Origin of the sequence: Actinophytocola glycyrrhizae, from assembly GCF_042653545.1 — a bacterium.
Lineage (GTDB): Bacteria > Actinomycetota > Actinomycetes > Mycobacteriales > Pseudonocardiaceae > Actinophytocola > Actinophytocola glycyrrhizae.
Genome location: NZ_JBHSIS010000002.1, coordinates 1,200,234 through 1,224,918, shown reverse-complemented (window position 1 = coordinate 1,224,918; position 24,685 = coordinate 1,200,234). Strand labels below are relative to the sequence as shown.

Here is a 24,685-nt window from a genome sequence, read left to right as displayed (position 1 = left end):
GGAGAAACCTGATGGCGACGAACGAAGACAAGCTGCTCGACAACCTCAGGTGGGTCACCGGCGAGCTGCGGCAGACCAGGGCCCGGCTGTCGGAGGTGGAGGACCAGCGCAGCGAGCCGATCGCGATCGTCGGCATGGGCTGCCGGTTCCCCGGTGCGGCCGGCGAAGTCGGTGATGCCGGTGATGTCGCCGACCCGGACGCGTTCTGGCGGCTGGTCGCCTCCGGCGGGGACGCCGTCGGCGCCTTCCCGGCCGACCGCGGCTGGGACCTCGACACCCTGTTCGACGACGACCCCGACCGGTCGGGCACCACCTACGGCCGCACCGGCGGGTTCCTCACCGGGGCCGCCGAGTTCGACGCGGACCTGTTCGGGATCTCCCCGCGTGAGGCCATGGCCATGGACCCGCAGCAGCGGCTGCTGCTCCAGGCGACCTGGGCGGCGCTCGAGGACGCCGGTGTCGACCCGACCTCACTGGGCGGCAGCCGGACCGGGGTCTTCGCGGGCACCAACGGGCAGGACTACGCCCACCTGATGATCGCCGACCCCGAGGTGTCCGACGGCTACCTCGGCACCGGCAGCGTCGCCAGCGTGCTCTCCGGCCGCGTCGCCTACGTGCTCGGGCTGGAGGGCCCCGCCCTCACCGTCGACACCGCCTGCTCGTCGTCGCTGGTGGCCCTGCACCTGGCGGTGCGGGCGCTGCGGGAGGGGGAGTGCGGGCTGGCGCTGGCCTCCGGCGTCACCGTCATGTCGACCCCGGCCGCGTTCGTGGAGTTCAGCCGCCAGCGCGGGCTGGCGCCGGACGGCCGGTGCAAGGCGTTCGGCGCGGGCGCCGACGGCACCGGCTGGGGCGAGGGCGTCGGCGTCCTCGTGCTGGCGCGGCTGTCCGACGCGCTGCGCGACGGGCACCGGGTGCTGGCGGTCGTGCGCGGCAGCGCGGTCAACTCCGACGGCGCGTCCAACGGGCTCACCGCCCCGAACGGGCCGTCGCAGCAACGGGTCATCCGCGACGCGCTCGCCGACGCCCGGCTCACCACGTCCGACGTGGACGTCGTGGAGGCGCACGGCACCGGTACCGCGCTCGGCGACCCGATCGAGGCCGGTGCGCTGATCGCCACCTACGGACAGCACCGCGACCGTCCACTGTGGATCGGCTCGGTCAAGTCCAACATCGGGCACACCCAGGCCGCCGCCGGTGTCGCCGGGGTGATCAAGATGGTGCAGGCCATGCGGCACGGCGTGCTGCCCCGCACCCTCCACGCCGACGCGCCCTCGCCGCACGTGGACTGGTCGGCGGGCGCGGTCGCGCTCCTCACCGCCAACCAGCCGTGGCCGCGGACCGCCGGTCCCCGCCGCGCCGCCGTGTCGTCCTTCGGGGTCAGCGGCACCAACGCGCACGTCGTCCTGGAACAGGCCCCCGCGGTCGAGCCCGTGTCACCCGGGCGGGACGTACTGCCGGTCACGCCGCTGCTGCTGTCGGCCGCCACCGCAGACGGGCTCTCCCGGCAGGCGGACGCCCTGCGCGCCTTCCTCGCCGACCGGCCCGACCTCGGTCTCGTGGACCTCGCCCACTCACTGGCGACGACCAGGGCCCGCCTGGCACACCGGACCGTCGTGCTCGCCACCGACCGCGCCGACGCACTCCAGGCCCCCGCTGTCACCGGAGCGGTCACGCCGGGCAGGCAGGCGTTCCTGTTCACCGGCCAGGGCGCGCAGCACCCCGGCATGGGACTCGGCCTGTACGAGGCGTTCCCCGCCTTCGCCGCCGCCTTCGACGCGGTCTGCGCGCACCTGGACCCCGCGCTGGGGACCTCGCTGCGGCAGGTCATCATCGACGATGACGACGCCGCCGGCCGCCTGAACCAGACGCGGTACGCCCAGGCCGCGATCTTCGCCGTCGAGGTGGCCGCCTACCGGCTGCTGGAGTCGTGGGGCGTCACCCCGGACCACCTGCTGGGCCACTCCATCGGCGAGGTCGCCGCGGCCCATGTCGCGGGCGTGCTGTCCCTCGCGGACGCGTGCGCGCTCGTCGCGGCCAGGGGACGGCTGATGCAGGCGCTGCCGGAAGGCGGCGCGATGCTGGCCGTCTCGATGACCGAGGACGAGAACCCCGCCGACCTCGTTCCAGACTCCGTCGACATCGCCGCCGTCAACAGTCCGACCTCGCTGGTCGTGTCCGGTGCGGAGGAGGAGATCGGGGCGTTGGCGGACCGGTGGCGCGCCGATGGCCGCCGGGTCAAGCGGCTGGCTGTCTCGCATGCCTTCCACTCCAGGCTGATGGAGCCCATGCTCGCCGACTTCGCCGCCGTCGCCGAGTCGCTCACCTACCACCGCCCGGCCATCCCGGTCGTCCCGGCGTCCGCCGAGGGCGGCGACGTCGCCACCGCGGGCTACTGGGTGCGCCAGGTCCGCGCGGCCGTCCACTTCGCCGACGGCCTCACCGCGCTGTCCGAAGCGGGGGTCACCCGGTTCCTGGAGGTCGGCCCGGACGCCGTCCTCGCGCCGCTGGCCGAGAACGCCGCGCCGGTGCTGCGTGCCGGACACGACGAGCCGGCGACGCTGCTGTCCGCGGTCGCCGCACTCCACGTCCGCGGCGGCTTCGTCGACTGGCCCGCCCTGTTCGCCCCGGCGGCGCCGCGCCGCGTCCCGCTGCCCGCCTACGCCTTCGACCGGACCCGCTACTGGCCGGGTGGCCGCGTCGGCGCGGGCAACCTCGCCGCCGCGGGCCTCGGCGCCGTGGACCACCCGTTGCTGGGCGCCGCGGTCTCCCTCGCCGCCGCCGACGGTGTCCTCCTGACCGGCAGGCTGTCCACCTCGACCCACGGCTGGCTCGCCGAGCACCGCGTCCTCGGCGACGCCATCCTGCCCGGTACCGCGTACGTCGAACTGGCGTTGCGGGCCGGTGAGCAGGTCGGGTGCCGCGCCATCGCCGAACTGACCCTGCACAGCCCGCTGGTCCTGCCCGAGCGCGGCACGGTCGCGCTCCAGGTGAGCGTCGGCCCGCCACGCGACGACGACACCCGCACGGTCGAGATCCACGGCAGCGTGGGAGGCGGCGCCGACGACGAGTGGGTCCGGCACGCGAGCGGCCTGCTCACCGACGAACTGCCCACCGATGAACTGCCCACCGAGCCGTTCGACCTGGTGCAGTGGCCGCCGCCGGGTGCGGAACCCGTCGCCGTCGACGACTTCTACGCCACCGCCGAGTCCGCCGGGTTCCAGTACGGGCCGGTGTTCCAGGGGCTGCGCGCGGTCTGGCGGGCGGGGGAGGAGACCTTCGCCGAGGTCGAGCTGCCCGAGTCCGCCCACCGCGACGCCGAAGGCTTCGGCCTGCACCCGGCCCTGCTCGACGCCGCCCTGCACCCGACCGGCCTCGACCCGGCCGAGGCAGGCGTCCCGTTCTCCTGGACCGGTGTGCGCCTGTACGCCGCCGGGGCCACCGCACTGCGCGTGCGGATCACCCCCGTCCCCGGCGGCCACGCCCTGCGGCTCGCCGACGACGCGGGCGCTCCCGTCGCCGAGGTCGGCACCCTGGCCCTGCGTGCCGCGGCGGCCATGCGCCCCCGCGCCGACGACGCCCTCTTCGCCATCGAGTGGACACCGGTCTCCCCGGCACAAGCACCGGAACAGCCGGTCGTCCGGTTCGACGAACTGGGCGGCACCGACGGCACCTCCGACATCACCACTGACATCGCCACTGACATCACCCCGGACACGATCGTCGTCGCCAGGATCCCGCGGGAGCGTCCGGTCCGGGAGACCGTCCACAACGTCCTGGCGGTGGTCAGTGCATGGCTCGCCGACGACCGCTTCGCCGACGCCCGCCTCATGCTCGTCTCCCGGGGCGCCGTCGCCGCCCGGCCAGGTGAGATCGCGGCGGACACCGCCGCGGCGGGCGCCTGGGGGCTCGTGCGCTCGGCCCAGTCGGAGCACCCCGGCCGGTTCGTGCTCGTGGACACCGACGACCCCGGCGCGCTCGACCCGTCGTCCCTGCTGGCCATGGACGAGCCACAGCTGGCCGTGCGTGGCGGCGAGGTCCTCGTGCCCCGGCTGACCCGCGCGTCCGCGCTGCCGTCGCTGACCGTGCCCGACGGCCCGGTATGGCGGCTGGACTCCGACGGACCGGGCGCGCTGGAACGCCTCGTGCTGCGCGAGATCCCGCGCCCCGGCCTCGCGCCCGGCGAGATCCGGGTCGAGGTCAGGGCGGCGGGCGTCAACTTCCGCGACGTGCTGATCGCGCTGGGCACCTACCCCGGTCAGGCCATGATGGGCTCGGAGGCGGCCGGCGTGGTCGTCGAGGTCGGCGACGGCGTCACCGACCTCGCCCCAGGTGACCGGGTGTTCGGCCTGTTCGCGGGCGCGTTCGGCCCCGAAGCGGTGGTGGACCGCCGGTTCGTGGCGCCGGTGCCAGCCGAGTGGTCCTTTGTGGACGCCGCGGCTGTCCCGATGGCGTTCCTCACCGCGTACTACGCGCTGGTCGACCTGGCCGGTCTGCGTTCCGGCGAGACCGTCCTCGTGCACGCCGCCGCGGGCGGTGTCGGCATGGCCGCCGTACAGGTGGCCCACCACCTCGGCGCCCGGGTGCTGGCCACGGCCAGTGCGGGCAAGTGGGACGCCGTCCGCGCGCTCGGCGTCGCCGACGAGGACCTCGCCTCCTCCCGCGACCTGGACTTCGCGGACCGGTTCCGCGGCCACCGGGTCGACGCCGTCCTCAACGCCCTCACCGGCGCCTTCGTCGACGCGTCGCTCGACCTGCTCGGCCCCGGCGGCCGGTTCCTGGAGATGGGCAAGGCCGACCTCCGCGACGCCGCCGGCCACCCGGACCGCCACTACCGGGCGTTCGACCTCGGCGAGGCCGGGCCCGACCGCGTCCAGGAGATGCTGCTGGCCCTGCTCGACCTCTTCCGCTCCGGTGAGCTGTGCCCGCTGCCCACCCGGGCGTGGGACGTCCGGGAGGCCGTGGCCGCGTTCCGGTTCATCGGCCGGGGCGGCCACACCGGCAAGAACGTCCTGACCGTCCCACGTCCGGCCGACCCCGGCGGCACCGTCCTCGTCACCGGTGGCACCGGCGTGCTCGGCGGTCTCCTCGCCCGCCACCTGGTGACCCGCCACGGCGTCCGCCACCTCGTCCTCGCCGGGCGTTCCGGGACCGCCGACGTCGACGACCTGCTCGACCTCGGGGTCGACGTGCGGATGGTCGCCTGTGACGTCGCCGACCGGGACTCGGTCGCCGCGCTGCTGGCGGCCATTCCCGCAGAACACCCGCTGACGGCCGTCGTCCACGCCGCGGGCCTCGCGGACGACGGGGTCGTCGCGGGGATGACCCCGCAGCGGATCGACGCCCTCCTCGCCCCGAAGGCCGACGCCGCCATCGTGTTGCGCGAGCTGACCTCTGGCCTGGACCTGGCGTGGTTCGCCCTGTACTCGTCGGCCGCGGCCGTGTTCGGCTCGCCAGGTCAGTCGAACTACGCCGCCGCCAACGCCGTTCTCGACGCGCTGGCGGGCCAGTGGCGGGCCGAAGGTGTGCCCGCGCTGTCGCTGAGCTGGGGGCTGTGGGCGCGGGAGAGCGCCATCAGCGCCGGGCTCGACCGCGCCGACCTCGCCCGCATCGGCGGCGCGCTCACCGACGACCAGGGCGTCGCGCTGTTCGACGCCGCACTGGCCGCCGGCCTCGCGCACGCCGTGCCGATCCGGCTGGACCTGGCCGCGTTCCGCCGCCGCACCCCCGTGCCCGCCCTGCTGCGCGGGTTGGTCCGCGCCCCGCTGCGCCGGGCCGCCCACGGCTCCCGGTCCCTGTCGCGGCGGCTGTCCGGGCTGCCCGAGGCGGACCGGGAGCAGCTGCTGGTGGACCTGGTCCGCGGTGAGGTGGCGGCCGTGCTCGGCCACTCGTCGCCATCGGCGGTCGACCCGGGCAGGGCGTTCTCCGACCTCGGTTTCGACTCGCTGACCTCGGTGGAGCTGCGGAACCGGGTGAACGCCGCGACCGGACTGCGGCTGCCGACCACCCTGGTCTTCGACCACCCGACACCGGCCGCCCTCGCCGCGTACCTGGCCGGTGAACTCACCGGCGACCACACCGCCGCGACGACGTCGGCGGTCACCGCGGCCGACGACGCGGACCCCGTGGTGATCGTCGGCATGAGCTGCCGCTACCCGGGCGGGATCGCCTCGCCGGAGGACCTGTGGCGGCTCGTCCTCGCCGGGTCGGACACCACCGGCGCCTTCCCGGCCGACCGCGGCTGGGACCTCGATGCCCTCTACGACCCCGACCCGGACCAGCCCGGCACCAGCCACACCCGCGAAGGCGGTTTCCTCGCCGACGCGGCCGGGTTCGACGCGGGCCTGTTCGGGATCTCCCCGCGTGAGGCCCTGGCCATGGATCCGCAGCAGCGTCTGTTGCTGGAGGCGTCGTGGGAGGTGTTCGAGCGGGCCGGGATCGACCCGGACTCGGTGCGGGGCAGCCGGACCGGCGTGTTCGTCGGCGTCGCGTCCTCCGGCTACGGTGCGGGTGCGCGGCTGCCGGACGGCGTCGAGGGGCACTACCTGACCGGCAGCTCCACCAGCGTCGCGTCGGGGCGGGTGGCGTACACGTTCGGGCTGGAAGGCCCTGCGGTCACCGTGGACACCGCGTGCTCGTCGTCGTTGGTGGCACTGCACCTCGCGGTGCAGGCGCTGCGGGCAGGCGAGTGCACGATGGCGCTGACCGGCGGGGTGACCGTGATGGTGACGCCGGGGATCTTCACCGAGTTCAGCCGCCAGCGCGGGCTGTCCGTCGACGGCCGGTGCAAGTCGTTCGCCGCCGCCGCCGACGGGACCGGGTGGTCCGAGGGTGTCGGTGTGCTGCTGGTGGAACGCCTGTCGGACGCGCGCCGCAACGGGCACCGGGTGCTGGCCGTTGTGCGGGGGTCAGCCGTGAACTCCGATGGTGCGTCGAATGGTTTGACGGCGCCGAATGGTCCGTCGCAGCAGCGGGTGATTCGGGCGGCGTTGGACGGTGCTGGTCTGGTGTCGTCGGATGTGGATGTGGTGGAGGCGCACGGTACGGGGACCGCTCTTGGTGATCCGATCGAGGCGCAGGCCGTGCTCGCCACCTACGGGCAGGACCGGGACCGGCCGTTGTGGTTGGGGTCGGTGAAGTCGAACATCGGGCATGCCCAGACGGCGGCGGGTGTCGCGAGTGTCATCAAGATGGTGATGGCCATGCGGGAAGGCGTGCTGCCGAAGACGTTGCACGTGGACGAGCCGTCGCAGCACGTCGACTGGTCGGCTGGCGCGGTCGAACTGCTGACCGAGGCCCAGCCGTGGGAGACCGGCGGACGGCCCCGCCGGGCCGGGGTGTCGTCGTTCGGCGTGAGCGGCACCAACGCGCACCTGATCCTGGAGTCCGCCGACCCGGAGCCCGAGACGCTCCCCGTCGCGGCGCCCGCACTGCTGCCGATGGTGGTCTCCGCCCGGTCCGAGGCCGCGCTGCGTGCCCAGGTGGACCGCGTGCGCGGACTGACCGGCCCGCCCGCGGACATCGCGCGCTCGCTGGCCGTCACCCGCGCGACGCTCGACCACCGCGCGGTCCTGCTCGGCGACGACGTCGTCACCGGGTCGGCCGAGCCCGGCGGGTTGGCGTTTTTGTTCACTGGTCAAGGTTCTCAGCGTGTCGGGATGGGCCGGGAACTGTACGAGGCGTTCCCGGTGTTCGCGGCCGCGTGGGATGAGGTGAGTTCGCGGTTCGAGCACATTCCTGTCGATGACGAGGAGTTGCTGAACCGGACCGATGGTGCCCAGGCGGCGATCTTCGCGCTCGAGGTGGCGTTGTTCCGGTTGCTGGAGTCGTGGGGTGTCCGGCCGGATCGCGTGATCGGTCATTCGATCGGTGAGCTTGCCGCCGCGTATGTGGCTGGCGTGTGGTCTCTGGACGACGCCTGCGCGTTGGTGGCGGCTCGTGGCCGGTTGATGGCTGCTTTGCCGTCTGGTGGGGCGATGCTGGCGGCGGAGGTGTCCGAAGAGGACGTTCCGGCTGGGATCGATGTCGCGGCGGTGAACGGCCCGTCTTCGCTTGTGGTTTCTGGCGCTGAGGAAGAGATCTCGGTGTTGGAGGGGCGGTGGCGGGCTGAGGGTCGTCGGGTGAAGCGGCTTGTGGTGTCGCACGCGTTCCACTCGAAGCTGATGGAGCCGATGCTGGACGACTTCGCGGTTGTCGCGGAGTTCGTGACCTACCACGAACCCCGGATCGCGATGCGGGGTGCGGTGACCGACCCGGCCTACTGGGTCCGGCAGGTCCGCGACACCGTGCGGTTCGCCGACGCGGTGCGCGAGGCCCGCGAGTCGGGAGTCACCCGGTTCGTCGAACTGGGGCCGGACGCCGTGCTCACCGCGCACGTCACCGACGCCGTCCCGGTGCTGCGCCGCGACCGGGACGAGCCGGCCGCGTTGCTCACCGCCCTGGCGGGCGCCTGGGTGCGCGGCGCGGTGCTCGACTGGGGCCGTGTCGTGCCCGCCGGGCGCGTGGTCGACCTGCCCACCTACCCGTTCCAGCACGAGCGGTTCTGGCTGGAACCCGCCACTCCGCCCGCCCGGGACGCCGACCCCGCCGAGCGGCGCTTCTGGGCCGCCGTCGAGTCCGGCGACACCCGCACGGTCGCGGGCACCCTCGGGCTGCCCGAGGACGACCGCCTCCGTGCCGTCCTGCCCGCCCTGTCCGTCTGGCGGAAGGACCGCAAGGAACAGACCGCCATCGACAACTGGCGCTACCGCGAGACCTGGCAGCCGGTCACCGTCACCTCCGCCGTCCCCGAAGGGACCTGGCTGGTCGTCGGCCACGACGCCATCGCCGACGCCCTCCGCGCAGCGGGCATGGACGTCGTACACACCGCCGAACCGATCCGGGGGGACTGGGCCGGTGTGGTGTCCACTGTGGACGCCACGGCCACGCTCGGGTTGCTGGCAGCCGACCACGCGCCGCTGTGGGCCGTGACAACAGGTGCGGTGTCGGTGGGCCGGTCCGATCCGCTCACCGACCCGGACGCCGCCATGGTCTGGGGCCTCGGCCGGGTCGCCGCGCTGGAACAGCCCACCCGCTGGGGCGGCCTGATCGACCTGCCCGCCCGGCTCGACGCCAGGGCGGCGGCCCGCCTGGCCGCGGTACTGGCCGGGGGCGGCGAGGACCAGGTGGCGATCCGCGACTCCGGGTTGTTCGCCCGCAGGCTGCGCCGCGCCGAACCCGCGCAGGACCCGGTCCCGGCGTGGACCCCGTCCGGCCCCGTGCTGGTCACCGGCGGCACCGGCGCCCTCGGCGCCCGCGTGGCCGCCTGGCTCGCCGGCCGCGGCGCGACCGAGATCGTGCTGGCCAGCCGCTCCGGCCCGGCCGCCGCCGGCGACCTGGTCGACGAACTGGCGGCCCTCGGCGCCCACGCGGTCGTCGTCGCCTGCGACGTGGCCGACCGGGACGCCCTGGCCGCGTTGCTGGCCGACCACCCCGTGACCGCCGTCGTCCACGCCGCCGGGACCGACGACAGCGCCCCACTGACCGAGCTGACGCCCGAGGCGTTCGCCACGGCGATCCGCGCGAAGGTGCTCGGCGCCCGGCACCTGGACGAGCTGCTGCCCGACGCCGACGCGTTCGTGCTGTTCTCCTCGATCGCGGGCGTCTGGGGCAGCGGCGGCCAGGCCGCCTACTCCGCCGCCAACGCCTACCTCGACGCCCTCGCCCGCCACCGCCGGACTCTCGGCCGCGCCGCGAGCGCCATCGCCTGGGGCCCGTGGGCCGACACCGGCATGGCCTCCGGCGAGGCCGCCGACAGGCTGCGCCGCAGGGGACTGCGGCCGCTGCCGCCCGAGCGGGCGGTGTCCGCCCTCGCGCACGCCGTCGACTCCGGCGAGACCTGCGTGACCGTCGCCGACGTCGACTGGACCCGGTTCGCCGCCGTGTTCACCGCCACCCGGCGAAGTGGGCTGCTCGCCGCACTCGCCCCGCCCGCCGAGCAGGCACCGGTCACTCCCAGCAGTGCCGTGTCGGACCTCCCCGACCTGGTGCGCCGCGCCGTCGCCGCCGTCCTCGGACACGCCGACCCCGCGTCCTTCTCCGCCACCACCCCGTTCGCCGACCTGGGCTTCGATTCGCTGACCGCCGTCGACCTGCGTGACCGGATGGCCCGCGCCACCGGCGTCGACTTGCCGACCACCCTCGTCTTCGACCACCCCAACGCCGCCGCCCTCGCCGGCCACCTGGCCGCCCGGCTCGGCCGCGGCGCCGCCACGGCCGCACCGGCCGCCGCGGCGCGCGACCACGACGACCCGATCGCCATCGTCGCGATGGCGTGCCGGCTGCCCGGCGGCGTCGCCTCGCCCGCGGACCTGTGGCGGCTGGTCAGCACCGGCGGCGACGCCATCGGCGGGTTCCCGGCCGACCGCGGCTGGGACACCGCCGGGCTCGACCCGTCGATCGCCCGCCGCGGCGGCTTCCTCGCCGACGCCACCGACTTCGACGCCGACCTGTTCGGCATCTCCCCGCGCGAGGCCACCGCCATGGACCCGCAGCAGCGGGTGCTGCTCGAAGCGGGCTGGGAGCTGTTCGAGCAGGCCGGGATCGCCCCGGACGCGTTGCGGGGCAGCCGCACCGGCGTGTTCGTCGGCGCCTCCCAGTCCGGCTACGGCACCACCGGCGGCGTGTCCGCCGACCTCGCGGGGCACCTGATCACCGGCAGCGCCACCAGCGTCGTCTCGGGCAGGCTCGCCTACACGTTCGGCCTGGAAGGGCCGGTCATCACGGTCGACACGGCCTGCTCGTCCTCGCTGGTCGCGTTGCACCTGGCCGCGAAGTCGCTGCGGGACGGCGAATGCGACCTCGCGGTGGCGGGCGGTGTCGCCGTGCTGGCGACCCCGGTGGGGTTCGCCGAGTTCGGCAGGCAGGGCGGACTCGCCGCCGACGGGCGGTGCAAGGCGTTCGCGCAGGACGCCGACGGCACCGGCTGGTCCGAGGGCGTCGCCGTCCTGCTGGTCGAGCGGCTGTCCGACGCACGACGCAACGGGCACGACGTGCTCGCCGTCGTGCGTGGCACCGCGGTCAACGCCGACGGCGCGTCGAACGGGCTGACCGCGCCCAACGGGCCCGCCCAGCAGCGGGTCATCCGCGCCGCACTGGCCGACGCCGGACTCGAACCGTCCGACGTGGACGCTGTCGAGGCGCACGGCACGGGCACGGCGCTCGGCGACCCGATCGAGGCCGCCGCGTTGCTCGCCGCCTACGGGCAGGACCGTGCGGAGCCGCTGTGGCTGGGGTCGCTCAAGTCGAACATCGGCCACACCCAGGCCGCGTCCGGCATCGCCGGGGTGGTCAAGATCGTCGAGGCCATGCGGCACGGGACCCTGCCGAAGACCCTGCACGCCGACCGCCCCACCTCGCGCGTCGACTGGTCGTCCGGGGCGGTGTCGCTGCTGGTGGAACCCCGCCCGTGGGCGCCGGGCGGGCGGCCGCGCCGGGCCGGGGTGTCGTCGTTCGGGATCAGCGGCACCAACGCCCACGTCGTCATCGAGTCCGTCATCGAGTCCGTCACCGAGTCCACCGCCGCCGCGCCGGTCCACGGTGAGCCCGCCGGGCCGGTGCCGCTGGTGCTGTCGGCCAGGACCCCGGCCGCGTTGCGTGCCCAGGCCGAGCGGTTGCGGACCGTCGACGGGGTCCGGGCGGTGGACGCCGCCTACACCATGGCGGGCCGGGCCGCGCTCGACCACCGGGCCGTCGTCTTCGACGCCGAGGACCTGGCGGCGCTCGCCGACGGCAGAGCACCCGTCGGCGGGCACCAGGGCGTGGCCGGGCACGGCAGGCTCGCGTTCCTGTTCGCCGGGCAGGGGGTGCAGCGGCCGGGCATGGGCCGGGATCTGTACGACGCGTTCCCGGTGTTCGCCGACGCCATCGACGCCGTGTGCGCACGGTTCGACTCCGACTCCGACTCCGACTCCGACTTCGGCACTGGCACTGGCACCGACCAGCCGCTGCGGACCGTCCTGTTCGACGAGGCCGGGGAGCTGCTGGCGCGGACCGAGTACACCCAGGCTGCGATGTTCGCCCACGAGGTCGCGCTGTTCCGGCTGCTCGACTCCTGGGGGATGCGGCCAGATCTGCTGCTGGGCCACTCCGTCGGCGAGATCGCCGCCGCGCACGTGGCAGGTGTGTTCTCCCTGGACGACGCGTGCACGCTGGTGTCGGCGCGCGGCCGGTTGATGGCGGCCCTGCCGCCGGGCGGGGCCATGCTCGCGGTCGAGGCGACGGAGGCCGATGCCGCCGCCCTGATCGCCGGGCACGAGCACGCCGTCGACATCGCCGCCGTCAACGGGCCCGAGTCGGTCGTCCTCTCCGGCGACGCGGAGGTGCTCGCCGAGCTGCGGACGGCGGGGCACCGGACCACGTGGCTTCGGGTGTCCCATGCGTTCCACTCGCCGCGCATGGACGCGATGCTCGACGACTTCGCCTCGGTCGTCGCCGGTCTGGAGCTGCGAGTGCCGACGGTGCCGGTCGTGTCCAATGTGACCGGTGCGGTCGCCGACCCCGCGCTGATCGCCACCCCGGAGTACTGGGTCCGGCACGTCCGGGCCGCCGTCCGCTTCGCCGACGGGGTCGCTGCCCTGCGGGACGCGGGCGCGACGACGTTCCTGGAGCTCGGGCCGGACGGTGTGCTGTCCGCGATGGCCGCCCGCTGCGTGGACGTCACCGCGATCCCGGCGCAGCGTGCCGGGAAACCACAGCTCCGGGCACTGCTCGACGCCGTGGCCGCCGCCAGCGTGCGGGGGGTGACCGTCGACTGGACGCCGTTGCTCGCGGGCTGGGGCGGCAGGCGCGTGCCGCTGCCCACCTACCCGTTCCAACGGAACCGGTACTGGCTGGAGCCCGCCGCACCGGCCGCCGACCCGGACGAGGCCGGGTTCTGGGCCGCTGTCGACTCCGGTGACGTCGACACGGTCGCGCGGACCCTGCGCACCGAACCCGACGGCATGGACCGCGTGCTGCGTGCCCTCTCGGCATGGCGCGGCACCCGGCGCGCCCGGTCCACAGTGGACGGATGGCGCTACCGGGTCGAATGGCGGCCGCTGCCCGTCGGGGCCGGATCGCTGTCCGGGACGTGGCTGACGATCGGGTGCGACGACACGATCCGGCAGGCGCTGCAGGACGCGGGCGCCGCTGTCGTCGCCGTCGACTCGGTGGCGGAGGCGTCCGGCGACTGGGCCGGGGTGCTGGTCGACGTCGCCGCCGAGGAACTCCCTGCCGTGCTGCGCGCCGGTCTCGGTGGCCGGGTGTGGGCGGTGACCAGGGGCGCGGTGGATGGCGCGCTGGTGTGGGGGTTGGGCCGGGTCGCGGCGCTGGAGCTGCCGGAGCGGTGGGGTGGGTTGGTCGACCTGCCTGACGTGCTGGACGAGCGGGCCGCCGCCGCGCTGGCCGGTGTGCTGGCGGACGGGCGGGAGGACCAGGTCGCCGTCCGGGAGTCCGGTGTGGTCGCTCGTCGTCTGGTGCGGGCGCCGTTGGGGGACGCCGCGGGTGAGTGGGTGCCGTCCGGAGCGGTGTTGGTGACGGGCGGGACCGGTGGTTTGGGTGCGCACGTGGCGCGCTGGTTGGCCGGACGTGGGGCGCGGCGGCTGGTGCTGGCCAGTCGGCGTGGCCTGGAAGCGCCGGGCGCGGCCGAGTTGGTGACGGAGTTGGCCGGACTCGGGACCGAGGCCGTGGTCGTGGGATGCGACGTGGCCGACCGGGAGTCTTTGGCGGGGGTGCTTGCCGAGCATCCGGTGACGGCCGTGGTGCACACGGCCGGGGTGGATCGGCCGGGCCGGGTCGAGGAGCTGTCCGGGTCCGGGTTCGCGGAAGCTGTGGCGGCGAAGGTGCTCGGGGCGCGGTATCTGGACGAGTTGCTACCGGACGCCGAGGCGTTCGTGCTGTTCTCCTCCATCGCCGGAGTCTGGGGCAGCGGTGGGCAGGGGGCCTACTCGGCGGCGAACGCCTACCTGGACGCGCTTGCCGAGGATCGGCGTCGTCGCGGGTTGGTGGCGACGTCGGTGGCGTTCGGGCCGTGGGCGGGCGCGGGCATGCTCGGCGACACCGCCGACTACTTCGGCCGCCGTGGCCTGAACGCCATGAGTCCGGCGTTGGCGGTGTCCGCGTTGGCCGGGGCCGTCGACGGCGACGAGACCTGTGTGACGGTGGCCGACGTGGACTGGGAGCGGTTCGCTGCCGCGTTCACCACCGCCAGGCCCAGCCCGCTGCTGGGTGACCTGCTGCCCACGACCGAGCCACCGGCTGTCGCGGAGACCGCGCTGGTCGCCGGGCTCACCGGGCGCGACCCGGCCGAACGGGCACGCATCCTGTGCGCGGAGATCCGCGCGGCGGCTGCCGCGGTCCTCGGGCACGAGGACCCGGCCGCGGTGGAGGTGGACCGGTCCTTCCGTGATCTCGGGTTCGATTCGCTGACCGCGGTCGAGCTGCGGGACCGGCTCGTTACGGCGACCGGGCTGTCGTTGCCCGCGAGCCTGGTGTTCGACTACCCGGACGCCACCACCCTCGCCGGCCACCTGGCGGCCCAGCTCGCGGGTACGTCCGCCGCGACCACCACCGTCACCGTCGCCGCGTCCGACGAGCCGGTCGCGATCGTGGGCATGAGCTGTCGCTTCCCCGGCGGCGTCGACTCGCCCGAGGCGTTGTGGGAGCTGGTGCGGTCGGGTGGGGATGTGATGGGGCCGTTCCCGGTCGATCGTGGTTGGGATCTTGGCGCGTTGTTCGCCGACGACCCGGATGCCACCGGTACTTCGTCTGTTCGGGTGGGTGGGTTTCTGTCTGGTGCGGCGGATTTTGATGCGGGGTTGTTCGGGGTGTCGCCGCGGGAGGCTGTGGCGATGGATCCGCAGCAGCGGTTGTTGTTGGAGGCGACGTGGGAGGTGTTCGAGCGGGCGGGGATCGATCCGCGATCGCTGCGGGGGAGCCGTACCGGGGTTTTCGCGGGCACCAACGGACAGGACTACGCCCGCCTGGCCATCGCCGCGGCCGACGCGAAGGAAGGCCAACTGGCGACCGGCGGCGCCGCGAGTGTCCTTTCCGGACGCGTGGCGTACGCGTTCGGGCTGGAGGGCCCGGCCGTCACCGTGGACACCGCGTGCTCGTCCTCGTTGGTGGCCCTGCACCTGGCCGCCCAGGCGGTGCGGGCGGGGGAGTGCTCGCTCGCGGTCGTCGGCGGTGTCACCGTGATGGCCACCCCGGGCGCGTTCGTCGAGTTCAGCCGTCAGCGGGGACTGGCCGCGGACGGGCGGTGCAAGCCGTTCGCGGCCGAGGCCGACGGGACCGCGTGGTCAGAAGGCGTCGGTGTGCTGGTCGTGGAGCGGCTGTCGGACGCACAGCGCAACGGGCACAACGTGCTCGCCGTCGTGCGGGGCTCCGCGGTCAACTCCGACGGTGCGTCGAACGGTTTGACCGCACCGAACGGGCCGTCGCAGCAGCGGGTCATCCGCCAGGCGCTCGGCGCGGCCGGGCTGGCAGCCACGGACGTGGACGTGGTCGAGGCGCACGGCACCGGGACACGGCTCGGCGACCCGATCGAGGCACAGGCGATCCTGGCCACCTACGGGCAGGACCGGGACCGGCCGGTGTGGCTGAGGTCGGTGAAGGCGAACATCGGGCACACCCAGGCCGCGGCGGGCGTGGCGGGCGTGATCGCCACGGTCATGGCGACGCGGGCCGGGGAACTCCCCGGTATGCCGCAGCCGGGCGGGCCGTCGCCGCACGTGGACTGGTCGGCGGGCGCGGTGGCGTTGCCGACCGAGGCCCGGCGGTGGGAAACGGACGGACGGCCACGCCGAGCCGGTGTGTCGTCGTTCGGGATGAGCGGCACCAACGCGCACGTGATCATCGAGCAGGCGCCGGCCGTCGAGGACACTGTTGCCGCACCGGACAATCCGGTCGCGCCGTTGCCGGTGTCGGCGCGGACCGCCGCCGGGCTCACCGCCCAGACCGCGCGGGTCCGGTCCGCTCTCGGCGGGGTCCGGACGGTCGACGCGGGCTTCACGCTGGCGACGACCCGCGCCCACCTGGAACACCGCGCGGTGCTCGTCGACGGGACGACCGTGACGGGCTCGGTGGCCGACGGCGGTCTGGCGTTCCTGTTCACCGGCCAGGGTTCGCAGCGGGTCGGCATGGGTCGGGAACTCTATGGAGCGTTCCCGGTGTTCGCCGAGGCGTGGGATGAGGTGTGTGCGCGGTTCGACCGAACTCCGGTCGACGACGAGGTGTTGTTGGCCCGGACGGATGGTGCGCAGGCCGCGATCTTCGCGCTCGAGGTGGCGTTGTTCCGGTTGCTGGAGTCGTGGGGTGTCCGGCCGGATCACTTGCTGGGGCATTCGATCGGTGAGGTCGCGGCGGCGCACGTGGCCGGGGTGTTGTCGCTGGACGATGCCTGCACGTTGGTTGCCGCGCGTGGTCGGTTGATGGCGGCGTTGCCTGCTGGTGGGGCGATGCTGGCCGCTGAGGTGTCCGAAGAGGACGTTCCAGTTGGTATGGACATCGCGGCCGTGAACGGCCCCACTTCGCTTGTGGTGTCCGGTGCCGAGGACGAGATCGACGCGGTGGGGTCGCGGTGGCGGACCGAGGGGCGTCGGGTGAAGCGGCTTGCTGTGTCGCACGCGTTCCACTCGCGGTTGATGGAGCCGATGCTGGCTGACTTCGCCGTTGTCGCGGAATCCTTGTCCTATCACGAACCCCGGATTCCGTTGCCGGGTGCGGTGACCGACCCGGCGTACTGGGTGCGGCAGGTCCGCGACACCGTGCGGTTCGCCGACGGGATCACGGCGCTGCGGGAGCGGGGCGTGACCACCTTTCTCGAACTGGGGCCCGACCCCGTGCTGTCCGCACACGTCGCCGACTCCGTCGCCGTGCTCCGGCGCGGCCGCGACGAGGCAGGCACGCTGCTCACGGCCGTGGGCACCGCATGGACGCGCGGTGCCGCCGTCGACTGGGCCGCCGTCCACGCGACCTGGGACGGACGGGTCGTCGACCTGCCGACCTACGCGTTCCAGCGCGAGCGGTACTGGGCCGCCGTCCAGGAACCCCTCCTCGGCGCGCCCATGCCGCTGGCCTCCGGGGACGCGGCGGTGGCGACCGGGCGGCTGTCCACCGGATCACAGCCGTGGCTGGCCGACCACGTGGTCGGCGAGGACGTCGTCGTCCCCGGGACCGCGCTGATCGAGATGGCGCTGCGGTTCGGGCACCCGACCGTGACCGAACTGACCATCGAGGCGCCGCTCGTCCTGCCCGACCGCGGCACCGTCGGAGTCCAGGTGCTGGTCACCGCCGACCAGACCATCGAGATCCATTCCCGGCCGGACGAGCAGTCGCCGTGGACCCGGCACGCCAGCGGCCGGCTCGCCGACGCCGCGGACCTGCCGGACGGCATGCCGTCCTGGCCGCCGTCGGAGGCCGAACCGGTCGACCTGACCGGCCTCTACGACGCCCTGGCCGACGTGGGTCTGCGCTATGGGCCGGGTTTCCGCGGTCTGCGATCGGTCTGGCGGGCAGACAACGACGTCTACGCCGACGTGGTGTTGCCCGACGTCGCTCAGGCGGCCGGGTTCGGTCTGCACCCGGCCCTGCTGGACGCCGCGCTGCACGCCGTCGCCGCGGGCGGGCTCCTCGACGACGGCACCGCCCGGGTCCCGTTCTCCTGGACCGGCGTCACCCTGCACGCCACCGGGGCCGCCGCGCTCCGGGTGCGGCTGACCGCCGCCGGGACGGACGCGGTGCGCCTCGACGCCTGGGACCACACCGGCGCCCCGGTACTTTCCGTCGACTCACTCGTCCTGCGCCCGGCCACCGCCGCCCCGAACCGGGTCACAGACGCGCTGCTGACCGTCCACTGGGGACCGGCCGACGCGTCCGACGTGATCGGCGACGTCCTACTATTCCCCGTCGGCGCCCCGAAGGACGCCGCGGACTGGGCCCTCCGCACCGTGCGGGAGCGGCTGGCGTCCGGCACCGACACCCCGCTGGTGCTGGTCTCCCAGGGCGCGGTCGCGACCGGACCCGAGGAGACGGTCACCGACCTCGGCGCCGCGGGCGCCTGGGGTGTGGTGCGGTCGGCGCAGTCGGAGCATCCTGGCCGGTTCGTGCTCGTCGACACCGACGATCCGGATGTGGCGGTGTGGGCGGGCCCGGACGAGCCGCAGGTCGCTGTTCGCGGTGGTGTGGTGCTGGTGCCGCGTCTGGTGCGAGCCGCTGTGCTGCCGTTGCCCGACCATGCCGACTGGCGGCTCGACGCGGTCGAACCCGGTTCTCTGGACAACCTCGCGCCCGTCGTGGTGCCGCCGGTTCCGTTGGGGCCGGGCGAGGTCCGGGTCGAGGTGCGTGCGGCGGGGGTGAACTTCCGTGATGTGCTGATCGCTCTGGGTTCGTATCCGGAGGTCGCGGAGATGGGTTCCGAGGCTGCTGGTGTGGTGGTCGAGGTCGGTGCCGCGGTGACCGATCTGGCCCTAGGTGATCGGGTGTTCGGCCTGGTGTCGGGTGGTTTCGGGCCGTGTGCGGTGGCGGACCGCCGGTTGGTGACGGTGATGCCCGCGGGGTGGTCGTTCGCTGAGGCGGCTTCGGTGCCGATGGCGTTCCTGACCGCCTATTACGCCATGGTGGATCTGGCGGATGTGCGGGCGGGCGAGCAGATCCTTGTTCATGCCGCTGCTGGTGGTGTTGGTATGGCGGCGGTTCAAGTGGCTCGTCATCTCGGTGCTGAGGTGTTCGGCACGGCGAGCGAGGGGAAGTGGGGTGCCACCGGTTTGCCTGTTGAGCGGTTGGCGTCGTCGCGTGATGTCGGGTTCGCGGAGAGGTTCGGGCCGGTTGATGTGGTGCTGAACTCGCTGACCGGCGAGTTCATCGACGCGTCGTTGCGGTTGTTGCGGCCGGGTGGCCGGTTCGTGGAGATGGGCAAGGCCGACCTGCGTTCTCCCGAGGGTGTTGTGTACCGGGCGTTCGACCTCAGTGAGGCCGGGCACGATCGCATTCAGGAGATGCTGCTCGACCTGGTCGACCTGTTCGGTAGCGGCGCGCTGCGGTTCTCTCCGGTTCGGGCGTGGGATGTGCGTGACGCCAAGGCGGCGTTCCGGTTTGTGGGGCAGGGCAGGCACATCGGCAAGAACGTGCTGACGATGCCGCGCACGCTCGACCCGGAGGGCACGGTCCTGATCACCGGGGGGACCGGTGCGCTCGGTTCACTCCTGGCCGAGCATCTGGTCACCACGCACGGGATCCGGCACCTGATTTTGTTGAGCCGCAGTGGTGGTGTGGCGCCGGATCTGGATGCGGATGTGCGGGTGGTCGCCTGCGACGTGTCCGATCGGGACGCCGTCGCCGCTGTACTGGCGGGGATTCCGGCCGAGCATCCGTTGACGGGTGTGGTGCACGCGGCCGGTGTGGTCGACGACGGTCTCGTCGAATCGCTGACGCCCGAGCGGGTCGCTGCTGTCTTCGCGCCGAAGGTTGACGGCGCGTTGCACCTGCATGAGTTGACCGCTCATCTCGATCTGGCTGTGTTCGCTCTTTACTCCTCGGCGTCGGCGTTGTTCGGCACCCCGGGGCAGGCCAACTACGCGGCTGCGAATGCGGTGCTGGACGGTCTGGCGTTCCAGCGGCGTGCCGCTGGATTGCCCGCGGTGTCGTTGGCGTGGGGATTGTGGGAACGGGTCAGCGGCATCAGCGGCGGTCTCACCGCTGTCGACAGGACCCGTCTGGGACCGGCACTGTCCGATGCGGACGGTCTCGCGTTGTTCGACCTGGCCCACCGCACCGGCCACACCCACGTCGTCCCCGCCCGCCTGGGGGCAGGCAAGGACGGCGCGGTGCCGCCACTGCTGCGCGCACTCGTCCGGCCCGCCCCGAAACGCGCGGCGCACGGCGTCGGCGCGGCCACCCTGGCCGGACGGCTCGCCGGGCTCCCAGGGGCCGAACGCGTCCGGTTGCTGACCGGGCTGGTGTGCGGGGAGGTCGCCGCCGTCCTCGGCCACTCGTCGGTCGGCACCATCGACCCCGGCCGCGCGTTCTCCGAACTCGGCTTCGACTCCCTGACCGCCGTCGAACTACGCAACCGGCTCGGCACCGCGACCGGAATGCGGCTGCCCGCGACCGTCGTGTTCGACCATCCGACCCCCACCGCCCTCGCCGACCACCTGCTGACCGAACTCGTTGCCGCGCCGCAGGAACGACAGGAAGCAGAACGCCGGGCGGACGGCACCGACGACCCCGTGGTGATCGTCGGTATGAGCTGCCGCTACCCGGGCGGAATCGCCTCGCCCGAGGACCTCTGGCGGCTCGTGGCCACCGGCGGTGACGCGATCGGGGCGTTCCCGGCCGACCGCGGCTGGGACCTGTCTGCGCTCTTCCACCCCGACCCGGACCGGCCGGGCACCACCTACGCCCGCGAGGGCGGCTTCCTCGCCGACGCCGCCGACTTCGACGCGACCCTGTTCGGGATCTCCCCGCGTGAGGCCCTGGCCATGGATCCGCAGCAGCGTCTGCTGCTTGAGGCGTCGTGGGAGGTGTTCGAGCGGGCAGGGATCGACCCGGACTCCGTCCGGGGCAGCCGGACCGGCGTGTTCGTCGGCGTCGCGGCCTCCAACTACGGGATCGGCCTGCCCTTGTCCGGTTCCGTCGGCGAGGTCGAGGGCCACCTGCTGACCGGCAGCGCGACCAGCGTCGCCTCCGGCCGCATCGCCTACACCTTCGGCCTCGAAGGCCCCGCCATGACCGTCGACACCGCGTGCTCGTCGTCGCTGGTGGCGCTGCACCTGGCGACACAGGCCGTGCGGTCGGGCGAGTGCACGATGGCACTGGCCGGCGGCGCGACCGTGATGGCCACCCCCGGCATCTTCACCGAGTTCAGCCGCCAGCGCGGTCTTGCCCCGGACGGCCGGTGCAAACCCTTCTCGGTGGCCGCCGACGGCACCGGGTGGTCCGAGGGCGTCGGCGTGCTGCTGGTCGAACGCCTGTCGGACGCGCGCCGTCACGGCCACCAGGTACTGGCGGTCGTGCGCGGCACCGCGGTCAACCAGGACGGCGCGTCGAACGGCCTGACCGCGCCCCACGGCCCATCACAGCAGCGGGTCATCCGGGCGGCACTGACCAGCGCAGGCCTGCGACCATCCGATGTGGACGCCGTGGAGGCGCACGGCACCGGGACCGCCCTTGGCGACCCGATCGAGGCCCAGGCCGTGATCGCCACCTACGGGCAGGACCGGGACACGCCGCTGTTCCTGGGCTCGGTGAAGTCGAACATCGGGCACGCCCAAGGGGCCGCGGGCGTCGCGGGCGTGATCAAGATGGTGATGGCCATGCGGGAAGGTGCGCTGCCCACGACGCTGCACGTGGACGAGCCGTCCCAGCACGTCGACTGGTCGGCTGGCGCGGTCGAACTGCTGACCGAGACCCGGCCATGGGAAACCGGTGGCCGGCCTCGCCGTGCGGGCGTGTCGTCCTTCGGCGTCAGCGGCACCAACGCCCACGTCGTCCTGGAACAGGCCCCCGAGCAGACGCCGGAGCCGGTGAGAGCGCCGAGCACGGTGCCGTGGGTCCTGTCGGCCGCGTCACCCGAGGCGCTGCACGCCCAGGCCACCCGGCTCGACGACCGACCCGACCGGGACCCGGCCGCCGTCGCGGCCACCCTGGCCCGCCGGGCCCGGCTCGCCCACCGGGCCGTCGTCCTGGTCGGCGCGTCGGGCACCCGCGCCCTGGCCGACTTCCCCGGCCCGGCCGTCCTGCACGGCACCGCCACCCCGGGTGGCACGGCGTTCCTGTTCACCGGTCAGGGTTCGCAGCGGGTCGGGATGGGCCGGGAACTCTACGAAACGTTCCCGGTGTTCGCCGCCGCGTGGGACGAGGTGTGTTCGCGGTTCGAGCCGCTGCCGGTTGATGACGAGGTGTTGCTGAACCGGACGGATGGTGCTCAGGCGGCGATCTTCGCGTTGGAGGTGGCGCTGTTCCGGTTGCTGGAGTCGTGGGGAGTCCGGCCGGATCATCTGTTGGGGCACTCGATCGGTGAGATCTCCGCCGCGCACGTCGCCGGGGTGTTGTCCCTGGACGACGCGTGCGTGTTGGTGGCTGCTCGTGGCCGGTTGATGGCGGCGTTGCCTGCTGGTGGTGCGATGCTGGCGGCGGAGGTGTCCGAAGAGGACGTTCCGGACGGTGTCGACATCGCCGCGGTGAACAGTGCGACCTCGGTGGTGGTGTCCGGACCGGCTGCCGAGATCGACGCGGTGGAGGAACAGTGGCGCGCTGAGGGGCGGCGGGTGAAGCGTCTTGTGGTGTCGCACGCGTTCCATTCGAAGTTGATGGAGCCGATGCTGGCCGAGTTCGCTCAGGTGGCGGAGTCGTTGTCCTACCACGAGCCCCGGATTTCGTTGCCGGGTGCGGTGACCGATCCGGCGTACTGGGTGCGGCAGGTGCGCGACACCGTGCGGTTCGCTGACGGGGTCGCGGCGTTGCGGGAGCAGGGTGTCACGTCGTTCCTGGAGCTGGGGCCCGATCCTGTGCTGTCCGCGCACGTCGACGGCGCAGTCCCCTTGTTGCGGCGTGGACAGGACGAGACCCGGACCGCGCTGACCGCCGTCGGCGGGGCATGGACGCGGGGCACCCCCGTCGACTGGACGCGGATCGTCTCCGGTCCCCGGACCGACGTCCCCACCTATGCCTTCCAGCGCAAGCGGTACTGGCTGAGCGCCGCACCCGCCACCGCCGACCCGGCCGAGGCCGAGTTCTGGGCCGCCGTCGACGACGGCGACCTCCAGCAGGTGGCGGGCACCCTCCACCTGGACCCCGGCAACGGGCTGAGCACCGTCCTGCCCGCCCTGTCCGCCTGGCGCAGGAACCGCCAGGCCCGCACCGCCGCCGACGGCTGGCGCTACCGGATCGCCTGGCGCCCCCACCCGGTCCCGCCCGCCGCCCTGACCGGCCGCTGGCTCGTCCTCGGGACACCGGCAGCCACCCACGACATCGCCGACGCCCTGCGCGACGGCGGCGCGGAGGTCGTCCAGGCCGAAACCGCCAGTCACGGCGACTGGGCCGGCATCGTGTCCACACTGGACGCCGCAGCCGTGATCAGTCTGCTGACCGACGACCCCGGCGCGCCGGTGTGGTGCGCCACCAGAGGCGCGGTGTCCACGCGGGACGGTGAGCTGCCGGACCCGGACCAGGCCATGCTGTGGGGCCTCGGCCGCGTCGCCGCGCTGGAGCACCCCGACCGCTGGGGCGGCCTGGTCGACCTGCCCGCGACCCTGGACACGCACACGGGAGGGCTGCTGGTCTCCGTGCTCGCCGACCACGCGGAAGACCAGGTGGCCGTCCGCGCCGATGGCGTCCTCGTCCGCAGGCTGACCCCCGCGGACCCGGCCGTCCCGGCGGAGCCGTGGACCCCGTCGGGGCCGGTGCTGGTCACCGGCGGCACCGGGGCCCTGGGCGGCCAGGTCGCCCGCTGGCTCGCCGACCGCGGCGCCCGGCACGTCGTGCTCACCAGCCGGCGCGGCCCGGACGCGCCGGGCGTGGCCGACCTCGTCCACGCGCTCGCCGAACGCGGCACCCACGCCGACGTCGTGGCCTGCGACGTCGCGGACCGCGACGACCTGGCCGCACTGGTGGCCGAGCACGCCGTGACCGCGGTCGTCCACACGGCGGGCGTCGACGACGGCGCCCGGCTGGCCGACCTGACCCCCGATGCCTTTGCCGACGCGATCCGCGCGAAGGTCTCCGGTGCCAGGCACCTGGACGAACTGTTGCCCGACGCCGACACGTTCGTGCTGTTCTCCTCGATCGCGGGTGTCTGGGGCAGCGGCGGCCAAGCCGCCTACGCGGCCGCCAACGCCTACCTCGACGCCATGGCGGAACGCCGCCGAGGGCAAGGGCGCGCCGCGACCGCGGTCGCCTGGGGCCCGTGGGCCGGGGACGGCATGGCTTCCGGCGTGGCGGGCGACTACCTCGCCCGGCGCGGCCTGCGGCCCATGCCACCGGAACCCGCCGTCGCCGCGCTCGCTGGGGCCGTCGGCAGCGGTCTGCCCTGCGTCACCGTCGCCGACGTCGACTGGGCCCGCTTCACCCCGGCCTTCACCGCCGCCCGGCCCAGCCGCCTGTTCGAGGAACTCCCCGGCGCCACCAAGGAAACTCCCGCGCCGGACGGGCCGACCGACCTGGCCAAACGGCTCGCCGCGGCGCCCGCGGCCGACCGGGAACGGGCGTTGCTCGACCTGGTCCGCACCAACGCCGCCGCGGTGCTCGGCCACGACGGGACGGCCGCCGTCCCTGCCGCCACCCCGTTCACCGACCTGGGTTTCGACTCGCTCACCGCGGTCGCCCTGCGCAACCGGGTGGCCGACGCCACCGGACTGGACGTGTCCTCGGCGCTGGTCTTCGACTACCCGACCCCGCTCGCCCTCGCCGCCCACCTCGGCGAGGAACTCGCGGCCGACGGTGACGGTGACCCAGGTGAGGACGCCGTCCGGCAGGCGCTCGCCGCCGTCCCGCTGTCGCGGTTCCGCGACGCCGGGGTGCTCGACGTGATGCTGCGCCTCGCCGGACTGGCGGGCGACCCGCCCGACGACACACCCGGCGGCGACCCGGGCGACTCACTCGACCTGATGGACCTCGACGCGCTGATCCAGACCGCGCTCGACACCCACGACTCCTGACGCACCCCGATGACTCG

1 protein-coding gene is annotated in these 24,685 nt (G+C 74.0%); it reads left to right on the top strand.

Going from position 1 to position 24,685, the window contains the following annotated elements:
- Positions 1 to 11 precede the first annotated feature (11 nt).
- Positions 12 to 24,668 carry an SDR family NAD(P)-dependent oxidoreductase gene (locus ACFPCV_RS05130; protein ID WP_378054832.1) on the top strand — a complete coding sequence of 8,219 codons (24,657 nt, stop codon included), beginning with the start codon at positions 12 to 14 and terminating at the stop codon, positions 24,666 to 24,668.
- The last annotated feature ends 17 nt before the right edge of the window (positions 24,669 to 24,685 follow it).